The 18,987-nt window shown below is 57.3% G+C and carries 19 protein-coding genes and 1 riboswitch; of the genes, 12 read left to right on the forward strand and 7 right to left on the reverse strand.

Annotation, left to right across the window (positions count from 1 at the left end):
* Position 1: 1 nt before the first annotated feature.
* From hemB to KQI26_RS06940, 5 genes are read right to left on the reverse strand one after another with little or no spacing between them, the layout of a single operon-like run.
* The gene (hemB, locus tag KQI26_RS06920) at positions 2 to 982 is read right to left on the reverse strand and encodes a porphobilinogen synthase (protein WP_216503855.1); all 981 of its coding nucleotides are present in this window, start codon (positions 980 to 982) and stop codon (positions 2 to 4) included.
* Positions 975 to 2,453: a uroporphyrinogen-III C-methyltransferase gene (gene cobA, locus KQI26_RS06925; RefSeq protein WP_118747453.1), complete on the reverse strand. Its 1,479-nt coding sequence runs from the start codon at positions 2,451 to 2,453 to the stop codon at positions 975 to 977. Before cobA ends, hemB begins: the two co-directional genes overlap by 8 nt.
* Entirely contained in the window at positions 2,450 to 3,328 is an 879-nt protein-coding gene (gene hemC, locus KQI26_RS06930; protein WP_216503856.1) for a hydroxymethylbilane synthase, read from the reverse strand. Before hemC ends, cobA begins: the two co-directional genes overlap by 4 nt.
* Positions 3,325 to 3,783: a bifunctional precorrin-2 dehydrogenase/sirohydrochlorin ferrochelatase gene (locus KQI26_RS06935; protein WP_216503857.1), complete on the reverse strand. Its 459-nt coding sequence runs from the start codon at positions 3,781 to 3,783 to the stop codon at positions 3,325 to 3,327. Before KQI26_RS06935 ends, hemC begins: the two co-directional genes overlap by 4 nt.
* Before the next feature lie 2 nt (positions 3,784 to 3,785).
* Positions 3,786 to 4,784 (reverse strand): glutamyl-tRNA reductase, encoded by a 999-nt coding sequence (locus tag KQI26_RS06940; RefSeq protein ID WP_216503858.1) that lies wholly within the window; start codon positions 4,782 to 4,784, stop codon positions 3,786 to 3,788.
* 122 nt (positions 4,785 to 4,906) lie between these two features.
* Positions 4,907 to 5,079, reverse strand: a riboswitch (cobalamin riboswitch).
* A 346-nt stretch (positions 5,080 to 5,425) separates the two neighbouring features.
* Between KQI26_RS06940 and KQI26_RS06945 the strand changes: the two genes are divergently transcribed.
* From KQI26_RS06945 to KQI26_RS06990, 11 genes are all read left to right on the forward strand, one after another.
* Positions 5,426 to 6,664: an HlyC/CorC family transporter gene (locus tag KQI26_RS06945; protein WP_216503859.1), complete on the forward strand. Its 1,239-nt coding sequence runs from the start codon at positions 5,426 to 5,428 to the stop codon at positions 6,662 to 6,664.
* Between the two features lie 225 nt (positions 6,665 to 6,889).
* Positions 6,890 to 7,150 carry a metal-sensing transcriptional repressor gene (locus KQI26_RS06950; RefSeq protein ID WP_118426389.1) on the forward strand — a complete coding sequence of 87 codons (261 nt, stop codon included), beginning with the start codon at positions 6,890 to 6,892 and terminating at the stop codon, positions 7,148 to 7,150.
* A gap of 26 nt (positions 7,151 to 7,176) precedes the next feature.
* Positions 7,177 to 10,206 (forward strand): heavy metal translocating P-type ATPase, encoded by a 3,030-nt coding sequence (locus KQI26_RS06955; protein ID WP_253292715.1) that lies wholly within the window; start codon positions 7,177 to 7,179, stop codon positions 10,204 to 10,206.
* Positions 10,207 to 10,320: 114 nt separating this feature from the next.
* Positions 10,321 to 11,040 carry an ATP-binding cassette domain-containing protein gene (locus tag KQI26_RS06960; protein ID WP_216503860.1) on the forward strand — a complete coding sequence of 240 codons (720 nt, stop codon included), beginning with the start codon at positions 10,321 to 10,323 and terminating at the stop codon, positions 11,038 to 11,040.
* Positions 11,040 to 11,963 (forward strand): SufD family Fe-S cluster assembly protein, encoded by a 924-nt coding sequence (locus tag KQI26_RS06965; protein WP_216503861.1) that lies wholly within the window; start codon positions 11,040 to 11,042, stop codon positions 11,961 to 11,963. The genes KQI26_RS06960 and KQI26_RS06965 overlap by 1 nt, the downstream gene beginning before the upstream one ends.
* A 72-nt stretch (positions 11,964 to 12,035) precedes the next feature.
* Complete coding sequence (purB, locus tag KQI26_RS06970) at positions 12,036 to 13,472, forward strand: adenylosuccinate lyase (RefSeq protein WP_216503862.1); 1,437 nt, start codon at positions 12,036 to 12,038, stop codon at positions 13,470 to 13,472.
* A 120-nt stretch (positions 13,473 to 13,592) separates the two neighbouring features.
* Positions 13,593 to 13,859, forward strand: a complete 267-nt coding sequence (locus tag KQI26_RS06975; protein ID WP_216503863.1) for a hypothetical protein — start codon at positions 13,593 to 13,595, stop codon at positions 13,857 to 13,859.
* Positions 13,860 to 14,002: 143 nt separating this feature from the next.
* Positions 14,003 to 14,134 carry a hypothetical protein gene (locus KQI26_RS15525; protein WP_256447861.1) on the forward strand — a complete coding sequence of 44 codons (132 nt, stop codon included), beginning with the start codon at positions 14,003 to 14,005 and terminating at the stop codon, positions 14,132 to 14,134.
* Between the two features lie 54 nt (positions 14,135 to 14,188).
* The gene (locus KQI26_RS06980) at positions 14,189 to 14,995 is read left to right on the forward strand and encodes an alkaline phosphatase family protein (RefSeq protein WP_216503864.1); all 807 of its coding nucleotides are present in this window, start codon (positions 14,189 to 14,191) and stop codon (positions 14,993 to 14,995) included.
* 286 nt (positions 14,996 to 15,281) lie between these two features.
* Positions 15,282 to 16,682 (forward strand): MATE family efflux transporter, encoded by a 1,401-nt coding sequence (locus KQI26_RS06985; protein ID WP_216503865.1) that lies wholly within the window; start codon positions 15,282 to 15,284, stop codon positions 16,680 to 16,682.
* A gap of 23 nt (positions 16,683 to 16,705) precedes the next feature.
* On the forward strand, positions 16,706 to 17,872 hold the full coding sequence (locus tag KQI26_RS06990) for a M20 family metallopeptidase (protein ID WP_216503866.1): 1,167 nt from the start codon (positions 16,706 to 16,708) through the stop codon (positions 17,870 to 17,872).
* 53 nt (positions 17,873 to 17,925) lie between these two features.
* Here KQI26_RS06990 and KQI26_RS06995 read toward each other — a convergent pair whose 3' ends face one another.
* Positions 17,926 to 18,414 carry a hypothetical protein gene (locus tag KQI26_RS06995; protein ID WP_216503867.1) on the reverse strand — a complete coding sequence of 163 codons (489 nt, stop codon included), beginning with the start codon at positions 18,412 to 18,414 and terminating at the stop codon, positions 17,926 to 17,928.
* A gap of 126 nt (positions 18,415 to 18,540) precedes the next feature.
* On the opposite strand from KQI26_RS06995, the gene KQI26_RS07000 reads away from it, so the two are divergent.
* Positions 18,541 to 18,720, forward strand: a complete 180-nt coding sequence (locus KQI26_RS07000) for a hypothetical protein (protein WP_118426397.1) — start codon at positions 18,541 to 18,543, stop codon at positions 18,718 to 18,720.
* Positions 18,721 to 18,783: 63 nt separating this feature from the next.
* On the opposite strand, the gene KQI26_RS07005 is transcribed toward KQI26_RS07000, so the two are convergent.
* On the reverse strand, positions 18,784 to 18,987 hold a 204-nt coding region (locus tag KQI26_RS07005), incomplete at its 5' end, for an IS3 family transposase (protein WP_216503868.1).

Consider the following 18,987-nt stretch of genomic DNA (forward strand, 5'->3'; position numbering starts at 1 on the left):
ATCAGCCGATATCCCCTTTCATGATGGCATCTGCCAGTTCGTTGGCATAGTAGGTGATCAAAATATCCGCTCCGGCCCGGAAGATGGAGACGGCGCTTTCACACATGACGCCGTATTCGTCGATGAGTCCGGCCTGGGCCGCTGCTTTGATCATGGCGTATTCGCCGCTGACGCTGTAAGCCGCCAGGGGCAGGTGGGTGTTTTCCTTTACCGCCCGGATCACATCCAGGTAGGAAAGGGCGGGCTTGACCATCAGCATATCGGCCCCTTCCCGGGTGTCCTGCATGGCTTCTTTCAGGGCTTCCCGCACATTGTGGCAGTCCATCTGGTAGCTCTTCCGGTCTCCGAAGGAGGGAGCGCTGCCGGCGGCATCCCGGAAGGGGCCATAGAAGGAGGAGGCATATTTGACGGCATAGGACAAGATGGGGGTGTTTTCAAAGCCGTTTTCATCCAGGGCCTGGCGGATGGCGGCCACCCGGCCGTCCATCATGTCAGAGGGGGCCACCATATCGGCGCCCGCCTGCACATGGGACAGGGCGGTGCGGCTGAGATAGGGGAGAGTCTTGTCGTTGTCCACCGTTTCCCCACAGAGGATGCCGCAATGGCCGTGAGAGGTGTATTCGCACATACACACATCGGTGATGAGATAGACCTCTTTGCCGTATTTCTGCCGGATGGCCCGCAGTCCCTGCTGAACAATGCCGTCCTCTGCATAAGCGCCGCTGCCTTCCGGGTCTTTGCTGGCGGGCAGGCCGAAGAGCAGGAATTTGTTGATCCCGTGGCTCAGGGCTTCCTCAATGCCCCGGGAGACTTCATCGGGGCTGTAATGGAAGTGGCCGGGCAGACTGGGGATGGGGGAGCAGATCTTTTCCCCTTCCTGCAAAAACAGAGGCAGAATCAGGCTCTGGGGACTCATGCGGGTCTCCCGCACCATGCCACGGAGCAGGGGAGTGGTGCGGAGACGGCGGGAACGATCAATCATGGAAAAAACCTCCTATCAATGTATCTATCATGGAATCGATGGTGGCTTCCGGGGACAGAGTAACATCCATCCCCATTTCCGCCGCCTTTTTGCCGGTTTCCGGCCCGATGCACAGGGCAGGAAGATGGGAAAGATCGGCGCCGGGACAGCTGAGCAGAAAACCCTCTACTGCGCTGGCGCTGGTAAAGGTCAGGGCGTCATAGACCCGGGGGTCGATGTGCTCTTCACCTTTTTGCAGCAAAGTTTCATACACAGGCAGGACGGTGTAGGGGACCTGCATTTCGTTCAGGGCCTCTTCCAGATGGGGGCCGGCCTTCTTGGCCCGGGGGATGAGGGCACGGTCCTCCGGTGTGAGGAAGCCTGCGGCCTTCATTTCCGCTCCCAGGGCTTTGCCGCTGTATTCCCGGGGCACAAAATCGGCCCGCAGCCCCTGCTTTTGTAAAGCCCGAGCGGTCTGACTGCCCACAGCGGCCAGTTTTTTGCCAAAAAGAACCCGGCTGTCCAGGCCTGCTTCCCACAGCCCTTCAAAGAAACAGGCCACACTGTGGGGGCTGGTGAAGAGCAGGGCGGTGTAATCCTTCAGATCGGGCAGGAAGAAGGGCAGCTTTTCCCGTGCAATCGCCGGGAGCAGGTCGGCCCGGGCCCCCAGCTCTTCCAGGCGGTTTTGCAGGAGGGAGCCCTCTTGCCGGGGACGGGTCACCAGGATGTGCTTCCCCTTGAGAGGCAGGGCATCGAACCAGTCAAACTGAGGGGACAGGGACGCCACCTTGCCCACCAGCAAAATGGCGGGGGAAGTGACCTTTTTTTCCTGTACCGTTTCTCCCAGGCGGGAAAGGGTGGTGAGGATGGTGCGCTGATCCGGCCGGGTGCCCTTTTCGATGATGGCTGCCGGCATCTCTTTTTCCATGCCTGCATCCAGCAGGCCCTGGGCGATCTGAGGGGCGGTGGACACCGACATGAGGAAAACCAGAGTGCCCTGGAGCCGTACCAGGGCGGGATAATCCAGCGTCAGCTCTCCGTCCTTCTTTTTGTGGCCGGTGATGATGTGCAGGGAGGAGCAGAAATCCCGGTGGGTCACCGGAATGCCGCCGTAAGCCGGGGCGGCCAGGGCCGAGGTGATGCCGGGGATGACCTGGAAGGGAACCTGCTCTTTTACCAGCTCTTCCAGCTCTTCGCCACCACGGCCAAAGAGGAAGCAGTCGCCTCCTTTGAGCCGCACCACATCCTGTCCCTTCTTGGCTTCCTCCGCCAGGATCTGGTTGATCCGCCACTGGGGCACGGGATGCTCTCCCGACCGCTTGCCCACATCGATTTTTTTGCACCCCGGGGGAATGAGGTTCAGGACCCCTTCGCCCACCAGACGGTCATAAACCACCACATCGGCTTTTTCCAGGGCTTCCCGTCCCTTGCAGGTGAGCAGACCCGCATCTCCCGGTCCGGCGCCCACCAAAGTTACTTTTCCTTTTGTCATTTGCCCCTCCTTGCAGCCATTGTCCGGGCCAGTGTAATCCCCAGTTCTTCTGCGTCGGTCACAGAGCCGCGAATCTCATCGATCTCCCAGCCCGTTTCGTCCCAGTATAGGCCCCGCAGACGGATGGTTTCTCCATCCACCTGGGCGTAGGCCGCCACCGGAGAGGAGCAGCCCCCGTCCAGAAACCGGACAAAGGCACGCTCGCACAAAGCGCAGGCGGTGGCATCCTTGTCCTCCACTTCCCGGAGCAGGGAACGGTCAAAATCCTCCCGGCCCTGGACAGCCAGGATGCCCTGACCGGCGGCGGGCAGCATTTCCTCCGGGGAAAACAGGCGGCTGATCCGCCCTTCCAGCCCCAGGCGGCGCAGTCCGGCAGAGGCCAGCACCAAAGCGCCGTAGTCCCCCCGGTCCAGCTTTTCCAGGCGGGTGAGCACATTGCCCCGCACCGGTTCCACCCGGCAGCCGGGGAAGAGCTTTTCCAGCTGGATGCGTCGCCGGGCGCTGGCGCAGCCGATGGGCTTGGCCAGATCCAGCTCTGTTTGTCCCTGGGGCAGCACCAGAGCATCCCGAGGATCTTCCCGCCGGGAATAGGCCAGGATGGGAAGGCGGGGGGCTGTTTCCATGGGCATATCCTTCAGGCTGTGGACGGTGATGTCCGCCCGCCTGTCCAGAAGGGCCTGGTCCAGTTCACGGACAAAAAGGCCCTTGCCGCCGATTTTGTCCAGAGTGCGGTCCAGGATCTTGTCCCCGGTAGTTTTCATGGTAACCAGCTCCACCTGATAGTCCGGGTGGTGCTTTTGGATGAGATCGGTGACGATCTGGGTCTGGAGCACCGCCAGCCGGCTTTCCCGGCTTCCCACAAGCAGTTTTTTCATTGTTCCAACAGCCTCCTGATCTGCCCAGCCCGCTGGGCGACTGCGGCGTGATCCTGGCCGTCGCCGGCAACGCCGATGGTGATGGGCCCGTCCTCGATGAGGGCGGGAAAATAAAAGGTGCATTCCTCCCGCCGGTCGGCCACGCTGACAAAGGCCCCGGCCTGTTTTGCCAGTTGTCCCGCCAGGGCATTGACCTGCCGCTCGTCGGTGGCGGCCACCAGAAGAAAGGCTCCCTTTTCGTCCCCCGGGGCAAAAGTGCGGCGGGAGACGGTGGCAAGCCCCTGCTTTTCCAGCTCCAGAATATCCGGGTGGAGGGTGGGGGCGATAATGTGAAGGGCAAAAGCAAAGCGGGAAAGGGTGCGGCACCGGCGGGCGGCAATGGCGCCGCCGCCGATGACCACCGCTTTTTTTCCTTGGATATCACAAAAAAGGGGAAAGTGTTTTTTCTGCTCCATGTTCAGCACCCGGAGACCCGCTGGGCCCGATAGCGTTCCCATTTGTGCAGATCCTGCCGGTATTTTTCCACGATCTGCTGGGCCTGTTGAAGCAGCACTGCCCGCTCCCGGGTAAATTCCTCCCGGCCCAGGGTGTCGATGTCATAGAGGGCGGCCTTTTCGCCGCAGGCGGGATCGATATCCCGGGGCACTGCCAGGTCGATGAGATACCGGGGGGCCTTTGCAAGGCGGGAGAACTCCGCCCAGTCCACAGTATAGTGAGGGCTGGAGGTGGCGCTGACCAAAGCGTCAAAACGGGGCATCTCCTGGTAGCGCAGGGCGTAGTCAAAACTCGCCGCCCCTTCCGGCACCTGGATCTGGCCGTGCTTATACTGACGCAGGGTCATGCTCACCGAAAAACCTTGTTCCAGCAGCCGGGAGCACACCAGGCGGCCGATCTCCCCGTTGCCGATGACCAGCACATTGCGGGGAGCATCCGGAGCGTTTTGCAGGATCTCCAGCGTTTTGGTGGCAACCGATGCTTCCGAGCGGGTGAAGCGCAGGGTGGTTTTGATCTTTTTGGCGGCCGTGACAGCGGTGCGGAAAAACACCTCCAGCAGGGAGTCGGCGCAATGCTCTTCCCGGGCCAGGGTGATGGCGTTTTTCACCTGGGTGATGATCTGATCCTCTCCCCAGATCTGGGAGAGGGCGCCGCTGCCCAGAAGGCACAGATGGTCAAAGCACTCTTCGCCCTGGCGCACTTTGTAAAGGCCCTGGCAGTCTTCAAAGGGCAGATTGGCCGCCTGGCAGAACAGGGCAAAGGGATCGGGGGAGAAGCCTTCCCGGCAGGAAAGGTAGATCTCGGTGCGGTTGCAGGTGGAAAGCAGCACCGCTCCCTCCACCATCTCCATGTGGAACAAGGCCTGGAGGATCTGCTGCTGGCGGCTTTTGGCCAGGGAAAACCGCTGGCGGATGTCGATACCGGCCATGGAATGGTCGATGCCGGCCATGGAAATATTCAAAAAAACACATCTCCTGTCTCATGTGAGGATAAAAGGCAAAAGAAAAGCCCCGGCGGAAAACAGGCCGGAGCAGACCTCCCCCAGGGAGATCAGACCGCTCATTTTCCGTATCCGCGCAAAAAATGAAGGGCGACGGTGAAGGCAGGTGTTCTGGCTTTGCGTCATGGCGCACCGCCGCCTTCCCGGAAAACCAGTGGCCAGGGCGGACACTCGGCGTTTACAGCAACGGGATTGCGCGGGATTTGCACCCGGCTTCCCTCTTGGCCCCAAGGGGACCTTCACCGCGTTTGGTTGTTTCAGGCCGGGAACATTCAGCCCCAGTCCAATACCTTATTATATAAAAGCCGATCTGCCTTGTCAAATAAAAGGGGTGGGCAAAAGTCAAAAAAAACCTTGCAATGGAGCGGGAATTTTGGTATTATGTAGCTAATTTATTTTATAGCGAAGGAGCGACGACTCTTGGATGAGCCGCCTTTAACCGGCACCGAGCCGGGACGAAAACGAAAGAAGGATTTTGCCGCAGCTTGCTTTGGCGCCGCCTGATGGCGGGGTCTGTGTTTGCTGCGGCTTTTGGTTTTGTCCGAACGGCGCTTTTTTGCGGAATACCCATATTTATTTTTTAGGAGGAAGATCATTCAATCATGGACAGTCACAGTATGCTGCTTATCGGAGTTCTGGTGGTTCTGATCGCCATGTCGGCTTATTTTTCCGCCACCGAAACGGCCTTTACATCCTTCAACCGCATCCGGCTGAAGAACATGGCCCAGGCGGGAAGCAAAAAGGCTCAGTTGGCTCTGAACCTTTCGGAGAACTACGATAAGCTACTTTCCACCATTCTCATCGGCAACAACATCGTCAACATTTCTTCGGCTTCCCTGGCCACCGTCATCTTCACCAAGTATTTCGGCAATGCCGGCATCACCCTTTCTACTGTGGTGATGACCGTTCTGGTGCTGATCTTCGGTGAAATCTCCCCCAAGAGCCTGGCCAAGGAATCCCCCGAGCGTTTTGCCATGTTCTCCTCTCCCATCATGCGCCTGCTTTTGTGGGTGCTTGCTCCGGTGAACTGGATCTTTATGCAGTGGAAAAAACTTCTTTCCATGGTGTTTAAAGCCCAGGAGGACAAAGGCATCACCGAAGAAGAGCTGCTGACCATTGTGGACGAAGCCCAGAATGACGGCGGCATCGGCGAGCAGGAGGGCGAGCTGCTGCGTTCGGCCATTGAGTTCCATGAGTTGGATGTGTCCGATATCCTCACTCCCCGGGTGGATGTGGTGGCTGTTTCTGATAAGGATACTCCTGAGGAAGTGGCGGAGCTGTTCCGCTCCACCGGTTTCTCCCGTCTGCCCTATTATGAGGACACCATTGACAATATCCTGGGCGTTATCAATCAGAAGGATTTCTACGGCCGGAAAGATTGGAAAGCTCCTGTGAAGGAAGTGGTCAGCTCGGTGCTCTTTATCACCGACTCCATGAAGATTTCCCGTCTGCTCCATCTGCTTCAGCAGAACAAGGCCCACATGGCCGTGGTCACCGATGAATACGGCGGCACCGCCGGTATCGTCACACTGGAAGATGTGATCGAAGAACTGGTGGGCGACATTTGGGATGAACATGACGCAGTGGAAGAAGAGGATTTCGAGAAGATCGCCGAGCGCCGTTACCGTGTGGAAGGCAGCGCTGATCTGGAGGAAATGCTGGAACTGTTCGGCATGGAAGAAGATCCGGAGCTGGATGTGAGCACCGTCAACGGCTGGGTGCTGGGCGTGCTGGGCCGCATCCCCAAGGAAGGGGAAGTGTTCCAGTATGACAAGCTCACCGCCAAGGTGACCAAGGCCGATGAGCGCCGGGTCATTGAGGTGGAAGTCAACGCCGACTGATTTTTATAAAAGAACAAAAAGGTCCCGGGCTTCGGCTCGGGACCTTTTTGTTCTTCATTATACCCCCCCCGGGGGGTGGCTGATAATATGACGGTAAAAGCGAAAAACAGAAAAGAAAAAGTCCAGTATTTACAGGGGAGAAACGGTTGACAAAGAAGAATGAGCGTGCTACCATACAGTCAGACCCCCTCCCAGGGGGGTGGGGGATAGGAAAGGAGAAATCCCATGTCGAGACATTATGATAAATCCCTGGACAACCGGCTGGCCGCTATCGAGGGCCATGTGCGGGCGGTGCGCCAAATGCTCACCGAGGACAAAGAGTGCGAAGACATTCTTTTGCAGCTGTCTGCCATTCAGGGTTCCCTGGAGAAACTGGGGAAGATCATTTTGAAGGATCACCTGAATAATTGCGTAAAGGAAGGCATCCAGCGGGGAGATACCCAGGTGCTGGAGCGGTTCAATCAAGTGCTGGACAAATATCTGTAAGGTGCCGGCCAAAGGAGGAGAGGACAATGCCCAACCCCAAGGAGAACACCATGCATTCGCATGAGCACAATCACGAGCACGAAAGCTGCGGCTGCGGTCACGACCACGGCCATGACCACGAGCACGAAAGCTGCGGCTGCGGTCACGACCACGGCCATGACCACGAGCACGAAAGCTGCGGCTGCGGTCACGACCACGGGCACAATCACGAGCACGAAAGCTGCGGCTGCGGTCACGACCACGGCCACGATCACGAGCACGAAAGCTGCGGCTGCGGCCACGACCACGGCCATGACCATGAGCACGAAAGCTGCGGCTGCGGTCACGACCACGGCCACGATCACGAGCACGAAAGCTGCGGCTGCGGTCACGACCACGGCCATGACCATGAGCACGAAAGCTGCGGCTGCGGTCACGACCACGGCCATGACCATGAGCACGAAAGCTGCGGCTGCGGTCACGACCACGGCCACGATCACGAGCACGAAAGCTGCGGCTGCGGTCACGACCACGGCCACGATCACGAGCACGAAAGCTGCGGCTGCGGTCACGACCACGGCCATGACCATGAGCACGAAAGCTGCGGCTGCGGCTACGGCCACGGCCACGGCCATGACCATGAGCACGAAAGCTGCGGCTGCGGCCACGATCATGGTCATGAGCATCATCACCACCATCATCACACACCGTCGGTCGGAAGCCGCCGGAAGGTGTATATCATCGATGGCTTAGACTGCGCCAACTGCGCCGCCAAAATCGAGCGGAAGATCAACCAGCTGGAGGAAGTGGAGGAGGCCACCCTGACCTTTGCCACAAAACAGCTGCGGGTCACCGCCAAAGATCCGGACGCCCTTTTGTCCCAGATGCTGGAGATCGCCCGCAGTGTGGAGGGCACCGCCACCATCACCCCTCGGGGGGAGGGTGTACCCCGGGGAATGCGCCGGAAGACCTACCGCATCGACGGTCTGGACTGCGCCAACTGCGCTGCCAAGATCGAAGGGAAGATCAACCAGCTGGAGGAAGTGGAGGAGGCTACGCTGACTTTCGCCACAAAACAGCTGAGAGTCACCGCCAAAGATCCGGATGCCCTTTTGCCCCGGATGGTGGAGATCGCCCGCAGCGTGGAGGGCACTGCTGCCATCACCCCCTGGGGGGATGGCCGGGAGATCGAGAAGGAAAAGAAGGACGAAAAAAAGGAAGAGCGGCGGGATCTTCTCTTTATCCTGCTGGGCGCCTGCCTGTTTGTGGCCGGCGAAGTGCTGGGCCATGCGCTGGGCGGGGCGGAAGATTCCCTGTGGCTGCGGGGCGTTTTCCTGGTTTCTTATGTGATTCTGGGTGGCGAAGTGCTGCTCACCGCTTTGAAAAACCTGCCCCGGGGCCATGTGTTTGATGAAAACTTCCTGATGAGCATTGCCACCCTGGGTGCGCTGTGCATCGGCAACTTCCCCGAAGCGGTGGGCGTCATGCTGTTCTATCGGGCCGGTGAATACTTCGAGCACCGCGCTGTGGAAAAGAGCCGCAGCCAGATCATGGAAGCGGTGGACCTGCGCCCCGAAGTGGTGGAGCGGGTGCTGGGTGAGGGCAAAACCGAAACCATCCCTGCTTCCCAGGCTCAGGTGGGAGACATCCTGCTGGTACGCCCCGGCGACCGGATTCCTCTGGATGGCGTTGTCACAAAGGGCGAAAGCCGCATTGATACCTCTCCGGTTACCGGTGAGCCTGTGCCGGTGAAGGTGACCGAAGGCAGCCCGGTGACCTCCGGCTGCGTCAATACCTCCGGCCTGCTGGAAGTGCGGGCGGAAAAAGTGCTGGAAGAGTCCATGGTTACCCGTATCCTGGATTCGGTGGAAAATGCCGCCGCCAGCAAGCCCAAAATTGACCGGTTCATTACCCGGTTTGCCCGGGTCTATACCCCGGTGGTGGTGGGATTGGCTCTGGTCACTGCCATTCTGCCATCCCTCTTCACCGGCGACTGGAGCTACTGGATCTATACCGCCCTGACCTTCCTGGTTATCAGCTGTCCCTGTGCCCTGGTGCTCAGTGTGCCTCTGGCCTTCTTTGCCGGTATCGGCGCCGGTTCCAAAAAGGGCATCCTCTTCAAGGGCGGCGTCTCTCTGGAAGCCATGAAAAATGTCAAGGCTGTGGTGATGGACAAAACCGGTACCATCACCAAGGGCAACTTTGTTTTGCAGCAGATCGATCCCCTGGAAGGTGTGGATTCCCAGAAGGTGCTGGAAGTGGCCGCCATCTGTGAACAGAACTCCACCCATCCCATCGGCGTCAGCATCCTGGCCGCAGCCAAGGAAAAGGGCATTGCTCTGGAAAAGCCCCAGCAGGTCACCGAACAGGCCGGTCAGGGTATTTCCGCCCAGACCGCCCAGGGTCTGGTCCTCTGCGGCAACCGGAAGCTGCTGGAAAACCATGGGGTGCAGGTGTCCGATCTGCCTTCCCACAAGGAAGGCACCCAGGTACTGGTGGCTCTGGATGGAAAAATGTTGGGCAGCCTGCTCATCGCCGACACCGTGAAGGAGGAATCTCCCTCGGCCATCGGCAAGATCAAGAGCCAGGGCATCGCCACCGTGATGCTCACCGGCGACGGGCCGGAAAGCGCCCAGGCCGTGGCAGAAAAGACCGGAGTGGATCAGGTCTTTGCCCGTCTGCTTCCCGAAGAGAAGCTGGATAAACTCCAGCAGGTGCGGAAAGAGCGGGGAGCGGTGATGTTCGTAGGCGACGGCATCAACGACGCTCCGGTGCTGGCTGGCGCCGATGTGGGCGCGGCCATGGGCAGCGGCGCCGATGCTGCCATCGAAGCCGCCGATGTGGTCTTTATGACCTCCTCCATGGAAGCGGTGCCCCAGTCTCTGGCCATCGCCCGCCAGACCAATTCCATCGCCTGGCAGAATGTGATTTTCGCCTTGGCCATCAAGGCTTTGGTGATGGTTCTGGGTCTCTTCCACTACGCCAATATGTGGGCGGCGGTCTTTGCCGACACCGGTGTTGCCATGCTCTGCGTACTCAACGCTGTGCGCCTGCTGTATAAAAAGGAACACGCCTGATATTCTGCCCCCGGGGAAGATCCCCGGGGGCTTGTGCTTCCATGCACTTGACGGCAGAAGAAAAGATGATAAAATCAGTATAGATTGCAGTTTGGAAAAAGGAATGATGAAAACTTGCTGGAACTGAAGAATGTATCCTGGAAACTGGAAGAGGAAAACAAATGGATCCTGCGGGACATCAATTTGAAGGTGCAGAAGGGAGAACGGCTGGTGCTCACCGGTCCCAATGGCGGAGGCAAAACCACTCTGGCTCGAGTGATTGCCGGGCTGCGGGAAGGGGCAGAGGGGGAGATCTGGCTGGATGGCCAGCGCATTGACGGCCTGGACATCACCGGAAGAGCCCGGGCCGGGCTGGGCTATGCCTTTCAGCAGCCGGTGCGCTTCAAAGGCGTGACGGTGGAAGAACTGATGCAGATGGCAGCAGGGGAACAGTGCTCCCGGGAAGAGCTGTGCAATCTTCTGTCCCAGGTGGGGCTGTGCGCCCGGGATTATCTGGGAAGAGAAGTGGGAAATGGCCTTTCCGGCGGCGAGATCAAGCGGGTGGAAATCGCCACCGTGCTGGCCCGCAAGCCCCGGGCGGCGGTGTTTGACGAGCCGGAAGCCGGCATCGACCTGTGGAGTTTTGACAAGCTGATCCAGGTGTTCGGCGACCGGGACCGGTGGCCGGGAGCCCTGGTGCTCATCTCCCACCAGCGGCGGCTGATGGAGATCGCCGATACCATCGGCGTTGTTTGCCAGGGGAGACTGGCCGACATCGGGCCAAGAGAGCAGATACTTCCCCGGCTCTTTGGGGAAAAATCGGGGCAGTGCCCCTGGGATGGAGGAAATGACTGATGAAAGCCGTCACCGAAAAACTGTTGGAAGTGGTCTCTGATTTCAAAGGGAAGCTGTGGGAAAAATCCGCCTATTCCGTGCGGGAGGATGGAGGCTGCGCCGCCATTCACTCCACCCAGCACACCCATATCACCCCCAAACCCGATGGGGGCGGCCTGGACATCACGGTGGATGAGGGGACCCAGGGAGAGACGGCGTACATCCCGGCCTGCATCACCCACGGCGGCGTGGATGAAGTGGTTTATAACGATTTCCACATCGGTAAAAACGCCGATATCACCATTTACGCTGGCTGCGGTGTTCATGTGGAAGGGGAAGAGGGCAGTCGCCACAGCGGCATCCATCGCTTCTTCCTGGCCGAAGGAGCCAAAGTCCATTATATCGAAAAGCACGCCGGCGAGGGCCAGGGAGAAGGCAAGAAGGTGCTGGACCCCCAGACCTGGTTTGAACTGGGAGAAGGCTCCCTTCTGGAGATGGACACCACCCAGCTGGGAGGCGTGGACCGCACCTGCCGTATTACAAAAGGCAAAGTGGGCAAAGATGCCCGGCTGCTGGTGCGAGAGCGCTTGCTCACCGAAAAGGACCAGCAGGCCGACAGCCAGTTTGAAGTGGATCTGGAAGGAGAAAACAGCGGCTGCGATCTGGTCTCCCGGGCGGTGGCCAAAGATCACTCCCATCAGGACTTTTCCTCTCTCATCCGGGGCTTTGCCCCCTGCACCGGCCACACCGCCTGTGATGCGCTGCTCATGGGCCAGGGCACCGTGGACGCCGCGCCTCGTTTGGCAGCCCGGTGTGAAGATGCCTCTCTCATCCACGAAGCGGCCATCGGCAAGATCGCTGGGGAACAGCTGTGGAAGCTTCAGACCCTGGGCCTGACCCGGGAAGAGGCCGAGGAGCGGCTGGTGGCCGGATTTTTGAAATAGCGCCCCTTGTCAGAAGAGGGGATTTTGTGTAAAATGAAAGCAGTATTTTATAGATGAAAGGCGGCTGTGCCCATGAAGGACTATCGTTCTTATGAAACACCTCTCAATTCCCGCTATGCCAGCGAGGAGATGAAATACCTCTTTTCCTCCCAGTACAAGTTTTCCACCTGGCGGAAGCTGTGGATCGCCCTGGCCGAAAGCGAGCAGGAGCTGGGACTGCCCATCACCGATGAGCAGCTGAACGAAATGCGGGCCCATATTGATGATATTGATTTTGACAAGGCGGCGGAGTATGAAAAGAAGTTCCGCCACGATGTGATGGCCCATGTGCACACCTATGGGGAGTGCTGCCCCAAGGCCCGGGGAATCATCCACCTGGGAGCTACCTCCTGCTATGTGGGAGACAACACCGATGTGATCATCATGCGGGAGGGCCTGAAGATCCTCCTGTCCAAGCTGCTGGAAGTGCTTCGTTCCCTTTCGGCCTTTGCGGAGGAATACAAGGGAATGCCCACTCTGGCTTATACCCATTACCAGCCGGCCCAGCCCACCACTGTGGGCAAGCGGGCCACTTTGTGGGCCAACGACATCCTCATGGACATCGAGGAAGTGGAAAAGCTGATGGGCGAGCTGAAGCTGCTGGGCAGCAAGGGCACCACCGGTACCCAGGCCAGCTTCCTGGAGCTGTTCGACGGAGATTACAGCAAGGTGCGTCAGCTGGATGGGCTGATCGCCAAAAAAATGGGCTTTGAAAGCTGCGTGCCGGTGTCCGGCCAGACCTATACCCGGAAAGTGGACTTCAAGGTGCTCAGCGTACTGTCCTTGATCGCTCAGAGCGCCGCCAAGTTCAGCAACGATATGCGCCTTTTGCAGCATATGAAGGAAATGGAAGAGCCCTTTGAGAAGAACCAGATCGGCTCTTCTGCCATGGCCTATAAGCGCAACCCCATGCGCTGCGAGCGTATGGCTGCTCTGGCCCGGTATCTGATGATCGACTCTCTCAACCCGGCCATCACCGCCGCCACCCAGTGGTTTGAGCGCACTCTGGACGACAGCGCCAACAAACGCCTGAGCATTGCGGAGGCCTTCCTGTGCTGCGACGCCGTGCTCAACCTGTATGAGAATGTGTCCGCAGGGCTGGTGGTCTATCCCAAGATGATCGAAAAGCATCTGCGGGAAGAGCTGCCCTTCATGGCCACCGAGAATATCATGATGGATGCTGTCCGCCGGGGCGGCGACCGGCAGGAGCTGCACGAGCACATCCGGGAACATTCCATGGATGCCGCCCGTCAGGTGAAGCTGGAAGGCAAGAGCAACGACCTGCTGCACCGCATTGCTCAGGACCCCATCTTCGGAGTGACCGAGCAGGAGCTGGAGGGTATTCTCCAGCCGGAGAAATACATCGGCTGCGCGGCCATGCAGACCGAGGACTTCCTGCGTGAATGCGTCCAGCCGGTGCTGGATCGCCATGCGGATATCCATGCCGGTAAAGCCGAAATCAATGTATAACAATAACGCAAAAAAGCCCCCGCATCCGGGGGCCTTTTTATTATTCAGGTGATGGAAAAAGGAGGGAAAGCCATAGCGAAGAGGCTGTGTGCTCTGGCTTTGGCCACGGCGGTGATTCTGTTGGCCTGTGTACAAACCGGCCCGGCTCCAGGGGAGGGCGCGCCAGAAACAGGGCAGAAGCAGGAGTTGGAAGTGTTCGACCCGGCTTCCTACACCCGGGAGATGATGCTGGAGGACTATGACTTTTTCTGGACCACTTTGGAGGAAAACTGCGTTGCATTTGGCTTGATTGAGCAGGCCACAAGGATCGATCTGGAGCAGATCAAGCAGGAATACCAGCAGATGATTTCCAACTTGCGGGATGGGGATGCAAAGCAATTTGTGTAGATCAGGGTTGGTCCATTTTGCCAAAGGGAATGAGCTGTGTACTTTGGTGGGCACCCAGACGGGAGGAGCCAGCAGCACGATGACACCGACACCGCCTGCCAACATGACGGCGGCCATGCCCAATCGTGGGATGATGATGCGGTATGCCCCCCTTCTATTTTATCAATGAGGACGGCACCTGTTTGAATGTAGAGGGCACCCATCCGGATATTGAGATCGGCCCGGAGGAGACCCCTATGGAGCGGTGTTTGCAGGAGATTGCAAAATCGGGATGATCCATTGTCAAATATCAATATAGAAATAAAGCATCACAGAAGGAGGAACTTTTTATGGAAGCGAAAAACAGCATTTCTCTTGCCCGTCTTTGCTCCACTCTGGCGGCGGTACTGGATGTTCCCGCCCCGGAAAAGGCCGAGCCGCCGTTGGATTGGGCAGTGCAGCTGCTGAAGGAACAGGCTGGCGGCCCCATTCAGCGGGCGCTGATCTATAACCCTGATGCCGTGGCCCAGTGGCTCTTCCACAAAAACCGGCTGATGTTCCAGCCAGTGCTGGAGCAGACCCAGCTGGTGCTGCCTCTGCGGGCGGTGATGCCTTCGGTGACCCCGGTGTGCTTCGGCACCATGTACACCGGTGCCCAGCCGGAAGTCCATGGCATCCAGGCCTATGAAAAGCCGGTGATCGCCATCGATTCCCTGTTTGATGCTCTGGTTCGTGCAGGAAAGAAGGTGGCCCTGGTGGCGGTGGAAGGCTCCAGCATGGCCATAATCTATAACAATCGGCCCATCGATTATTTCTATCTGCCCTACGACAAAGAGGTGGAGGAAAAAGCCCTGGAGCTGATCGATAAGGATCAATACGATGTGATCGTGGCCTATACCCAGGAATATGACGATGTGATGCATCGCACCGGGGTGGATTCCCTGCTGTCCATGCAGGCCCTGAGCAATCAGATCGGCATTTTCCAGCGTCTGTGCCGTAAGGCCGCCGAAAGCTGGAAGGACAAGACCAGCCTTGTGGCATTCTGTCCGGACCATGGCGTCCACCAGCAGGAGGATGTCCACGGCAACCATGGCCTGGACATTCCGGAAGACCTGAACATCCAGCATTTCCTGGGCGTCCGCCGGGCGGTAAAATAAGAAGGTTGTATTCTGCCGGAGAGCTGCAAAAAAAGGCTCTCCGGCCTTTTTTCGGCACTTTGCAGAGGGGAGGCAAAAAAATATAGGGAAAGGGACAAAGAGGACAAAGGGGAGGCAGGAACTGACGGCCCCCGTCTGTGCAAACAGGACAAAAAAGGGTAAAGCGGAAGGAGTAAAATTTTAAAGGGGCAAGAGGGCTCTCCCGCCTTGACTTTCCTGCTGAGGGGATGCTATATTGGGTTGGAGGGGAAGGAAAAAATCCGCCCCGGGAAAAGGAGAAACCAATATGAAACAGACCATGGAAAAAACGGGAAACCCTATCATTGACGGCGTGATCTGGAAGCAGCTTTTGGCCTTCTTTTTCCCCATTTTGTTAGGCACCTTTTTTCAGCAGCTCTATAACACGGCTGACGCCATGATCGTGGGCAACTTTGTGGGTAAAGAGGCCTTGGCCGCCGTGGGCGGCACCACCAGTGTGCTCATCAATTTCTTCGTCAATCTGTTTGTGGGCATCTCTTCCGGCGCCACGGTGGTCATTGCCCAGGCCTATGGCGCACGCCGCTTTGACGATGTGAAAAAAGCAGTGCACACCTCCATGGCTTTGGTGCTGTGGGTAGGGGCTGCCATTATGCTGCTGGGACTGGGGCTTTCCCATTGGGCCCTCAGCGCCATGGGCACCCCTGTGGATATCATGGACTATGCCCAGCTCTATCTGCGGATCTATTTTGTGGGCACCATCCCCAGTTTTGCGTATAATATCGGCTCGGGTATCCTCCGGGCCATGGGCGACACCCGCCGCCCCCTATATTTTCTTATCATCGCCTGCCTGACCAACATTGTGCTGGACCTTTTGTTTGTGGTAGTGCTGGGCTGGGGCGTGGCCGGTGTGGGCATCGCCACCGTTACCTCTCAGGTAGTGGCCGCCACTCTGATCCTTGCGGCTCTGCGGAAGAAAGGGGCGGTATATGAGCTGAATCTGAAACAGGTGCGTTTCACCTCCCGGCTGCTGCGGGATATCGTGAAAATCGGTCTGCCCGCCGGTATTCAGTCGGATATGTACTCCATCTCCAACATTCTCATCCAGGCCAGCGTCAACTCCTTCGGCACCAACACCATTGCCGCCTGGACGGCCCAGGGCAAGGTGGACAGCTTCTTCTGGATGGTGCTGGGCGCTTATGGCGTGTCCATCACCACCTTTGTGGGCCAGAACTTCGGGGCCCAGCAATATCATCGGGTGCGCAAAAGCATCTGGGTGTGCATGGGCATGGCCGCTTTGACCACTATTTTGTTTAGCGTACTCTTCTATTTTGCCGCATCCCCCCTCATTGGCCTGTTCAGCACCGATCAGGCGGTTCTGGCCGAAGGGGTGGACATCATGCGGTTTCTGGCCCCTTGGTATATCGCTTTTGTGTGCATCGAAATTTTCTCCGGTGCCATCCGGGGCACTGGAGATTCCCTCATTCCCATGCTCATCACCACCAGCGGCGTTTGTGTGCTTCGGGTGGTCTGGATTTATGCCGTTCTGCCCCTGAACCATACTTTCCACAACCTGGTGCTCAGCTATCCGGTGAGCTGGATCCTCACCTCCATCCTCTTTTTGATCTACTATTTCCAGGGAGGATGGATGCGCCGGAGAATCAAGAAAATGGGATTTTCACCGGAAGAAAAATCTTCAAAAGCCATATAAAGCAGTGAAAGGGGAAGGGAAACATGACACAGATGGAACAAATCGGCGCATTTTTGGAAGGACACCGTCCGGCCATGCTGGAGCTTTGGAAAGAGCTTGTCAACATGGAGAGCTATGTGGGCGAGCCGGAGAATGTGGAAAAGGTGCTCTGGCGTCTCAAAGAGGAATTTGAAAAAGAAGGCTTTTCCTGCCGCGTCCAGGATGTGGGCGGTGGTTGGGCCGGTACCCTGGTGGGGATCTGGGGCGAGGAAAACGGAGGCAAACCCATTTTGTTTTCCGGCCATCTGGACACCGTGTTCCCCAAAGGCAGCTGGGGAGAAAATCCTTTCCGCATCGAGGGGGACAAGGCCTTTGGGCCGGGTGCTCTGGACATGAAGGGGGGCGCAGTGATCTCTCTTTATGCCATCAAAGCTCTGAAGCACCTGGGTTATCAAGAGAGCCCCATCAAGATCATCTTCTCCGGCAACGAGGAAAAGGGGCACCAGGGTTCCACCGGGGCCGAAGTCTTTTTGCAGGAAGGCAAGGACTGTCTCTTTGCCTTCAATATGGAGACCGGCCTGATGGACGGCTGTCTGTGCGTGGGCCGCAAGGGCCATCTGGGCTGCCGTGTGACGGTGGAAGGGGTGGAATCCCATGCGGGCAACGACTTTGAGTCGGGCCGCAGCGCCATTGAGGAGGCCGCTCACAAGGTGCTGGCTATCCAGGCCCTCACCGATCTGGAGGAAGGCACCACAGTGAATGTGGGCGTCATCCAGGGCGGCACGGTGCCCAATGCTGTGGCGGGAAGCTGCCAGATGGATGTGGATATCCGGGTTTTGCAGGAAGTGGGACGGCAGCGGGTCAAAGCAGCCATTCCCCAGATCGTGGAACACTGCCAGGTGGAGGGCACCCGGGGCCATGTGGTCTTTGAAAAGGACGCCCCCATCTATGAAACCGATGAGAAGGTGGAAAAGTTCTATTCCTATGTCTGCCGGGTAGCAGAGCAGGAGGGCTTTCCGGTGCCTGGCCGGAAGGTGCTGGGCGGATTTTCCGATGCCGCCTATATCTCCCTGGCGGGCACACCGGTGATCTGCTCCTTTGGCGTGCAGGGAGAATGGAACCACACCAAACGGGAATATGCCTCTGTGCCCTCTCTCACGCAGCGGGCCAGGCTGATCTGCGCCGTAGTGCTCCACCAGAAGGAGTTTTAAAAACTCGAAAAAGTGGCTTCTGCCACTTTTTCGATATATTAGGCCCAGGACAACTATTGTCCTGGGCCTGTTTTATTGGGTACGGGGGTGGTCAAATCTTCAATATGGAGGAGTCCTTGTTTTGCTCTTCCATAAGCATATTGAAGGAAGCGGAAGGTGTTTCCGGTGGTATCTTCGCAATAGGTAATGAAAAAACCACAATGTTTTATCATATATCGATTGGCCCGAGGAATTGCCAAGATTTTAGGGATATGCTCCAGTTCAAATGGATAAATGCTGTCATCAAAGTCGGGAGGAAGAGTGAATGGTCGTTCTGCGGGATGATAAGGAAGTAACACACTTAAAGTAATGAACGGATAGGCTTTTTTTAACTCTGATACGGCCCGGGCTGCCATCCGGTCAAAATGTCCATAATGTCCCACCACAAAAGAGGTTATGTTGAATTCACGAATGTGTTGTTCTATGGCGGCAGACAAGATGGGGAATACACTCTCAGGCGAATTGTGATTACCTAAGAAGAAGCAGGTGCTTTCTGACAACATCAGTACATCATCTCACTTTATTTTAATATAAAGTGATGTCACTTAAATGTCAAGTGAATGTATAAAAAGTACAGAGGTTGCTATATCATAAAGGAGGTGATATCAAGATGTGGGAAGGGGAGCGTTATGACCAACAAGCGAGTATTTACCTTGCGTTTATCCGATGAAGTTTTTGATAAAATCGGATATCTGGCTACAAGGGAGCATCGCTCCATGACCAATTATATCGAGTTTGTTCTGATTCAACATTTACAGCAGGTAGAGCGGGAAAAGGGCCCGATTTCTCTGGATGAAAAAGAAGAATAACAAAAACCCCGGCCAATTGAAGTGACCCCAAAAAGTTAGACAATATTCTGAAGTAAAAATTGTTCAAGCAGCCGAAAGGGCTTGCTGTCTGTGAATTGCAGGCGGCAAGCCCTTTAGCTTTGCCTTAATCCTGCGGTTGTTGTAGTAGTCCAGATACTCAATGAGCTCCTGTTTGAAGTGCTCCATGGACTGAAATTCCTGCAGATACAATAGCTCACTTTTGAGCAGCCCAAAGAAGTTTTCTATCACAGCATTGTCCAGACAGTT

It is taken from the genome of Intestinimonas sp. MSJ-38 (genome assembly GCF_018917925.1).
GTDB lineage: Bacteria > Bacillota > Clostridia > Oscillospirales > Butyricicoccaceae > Pseudobutyricicoccus.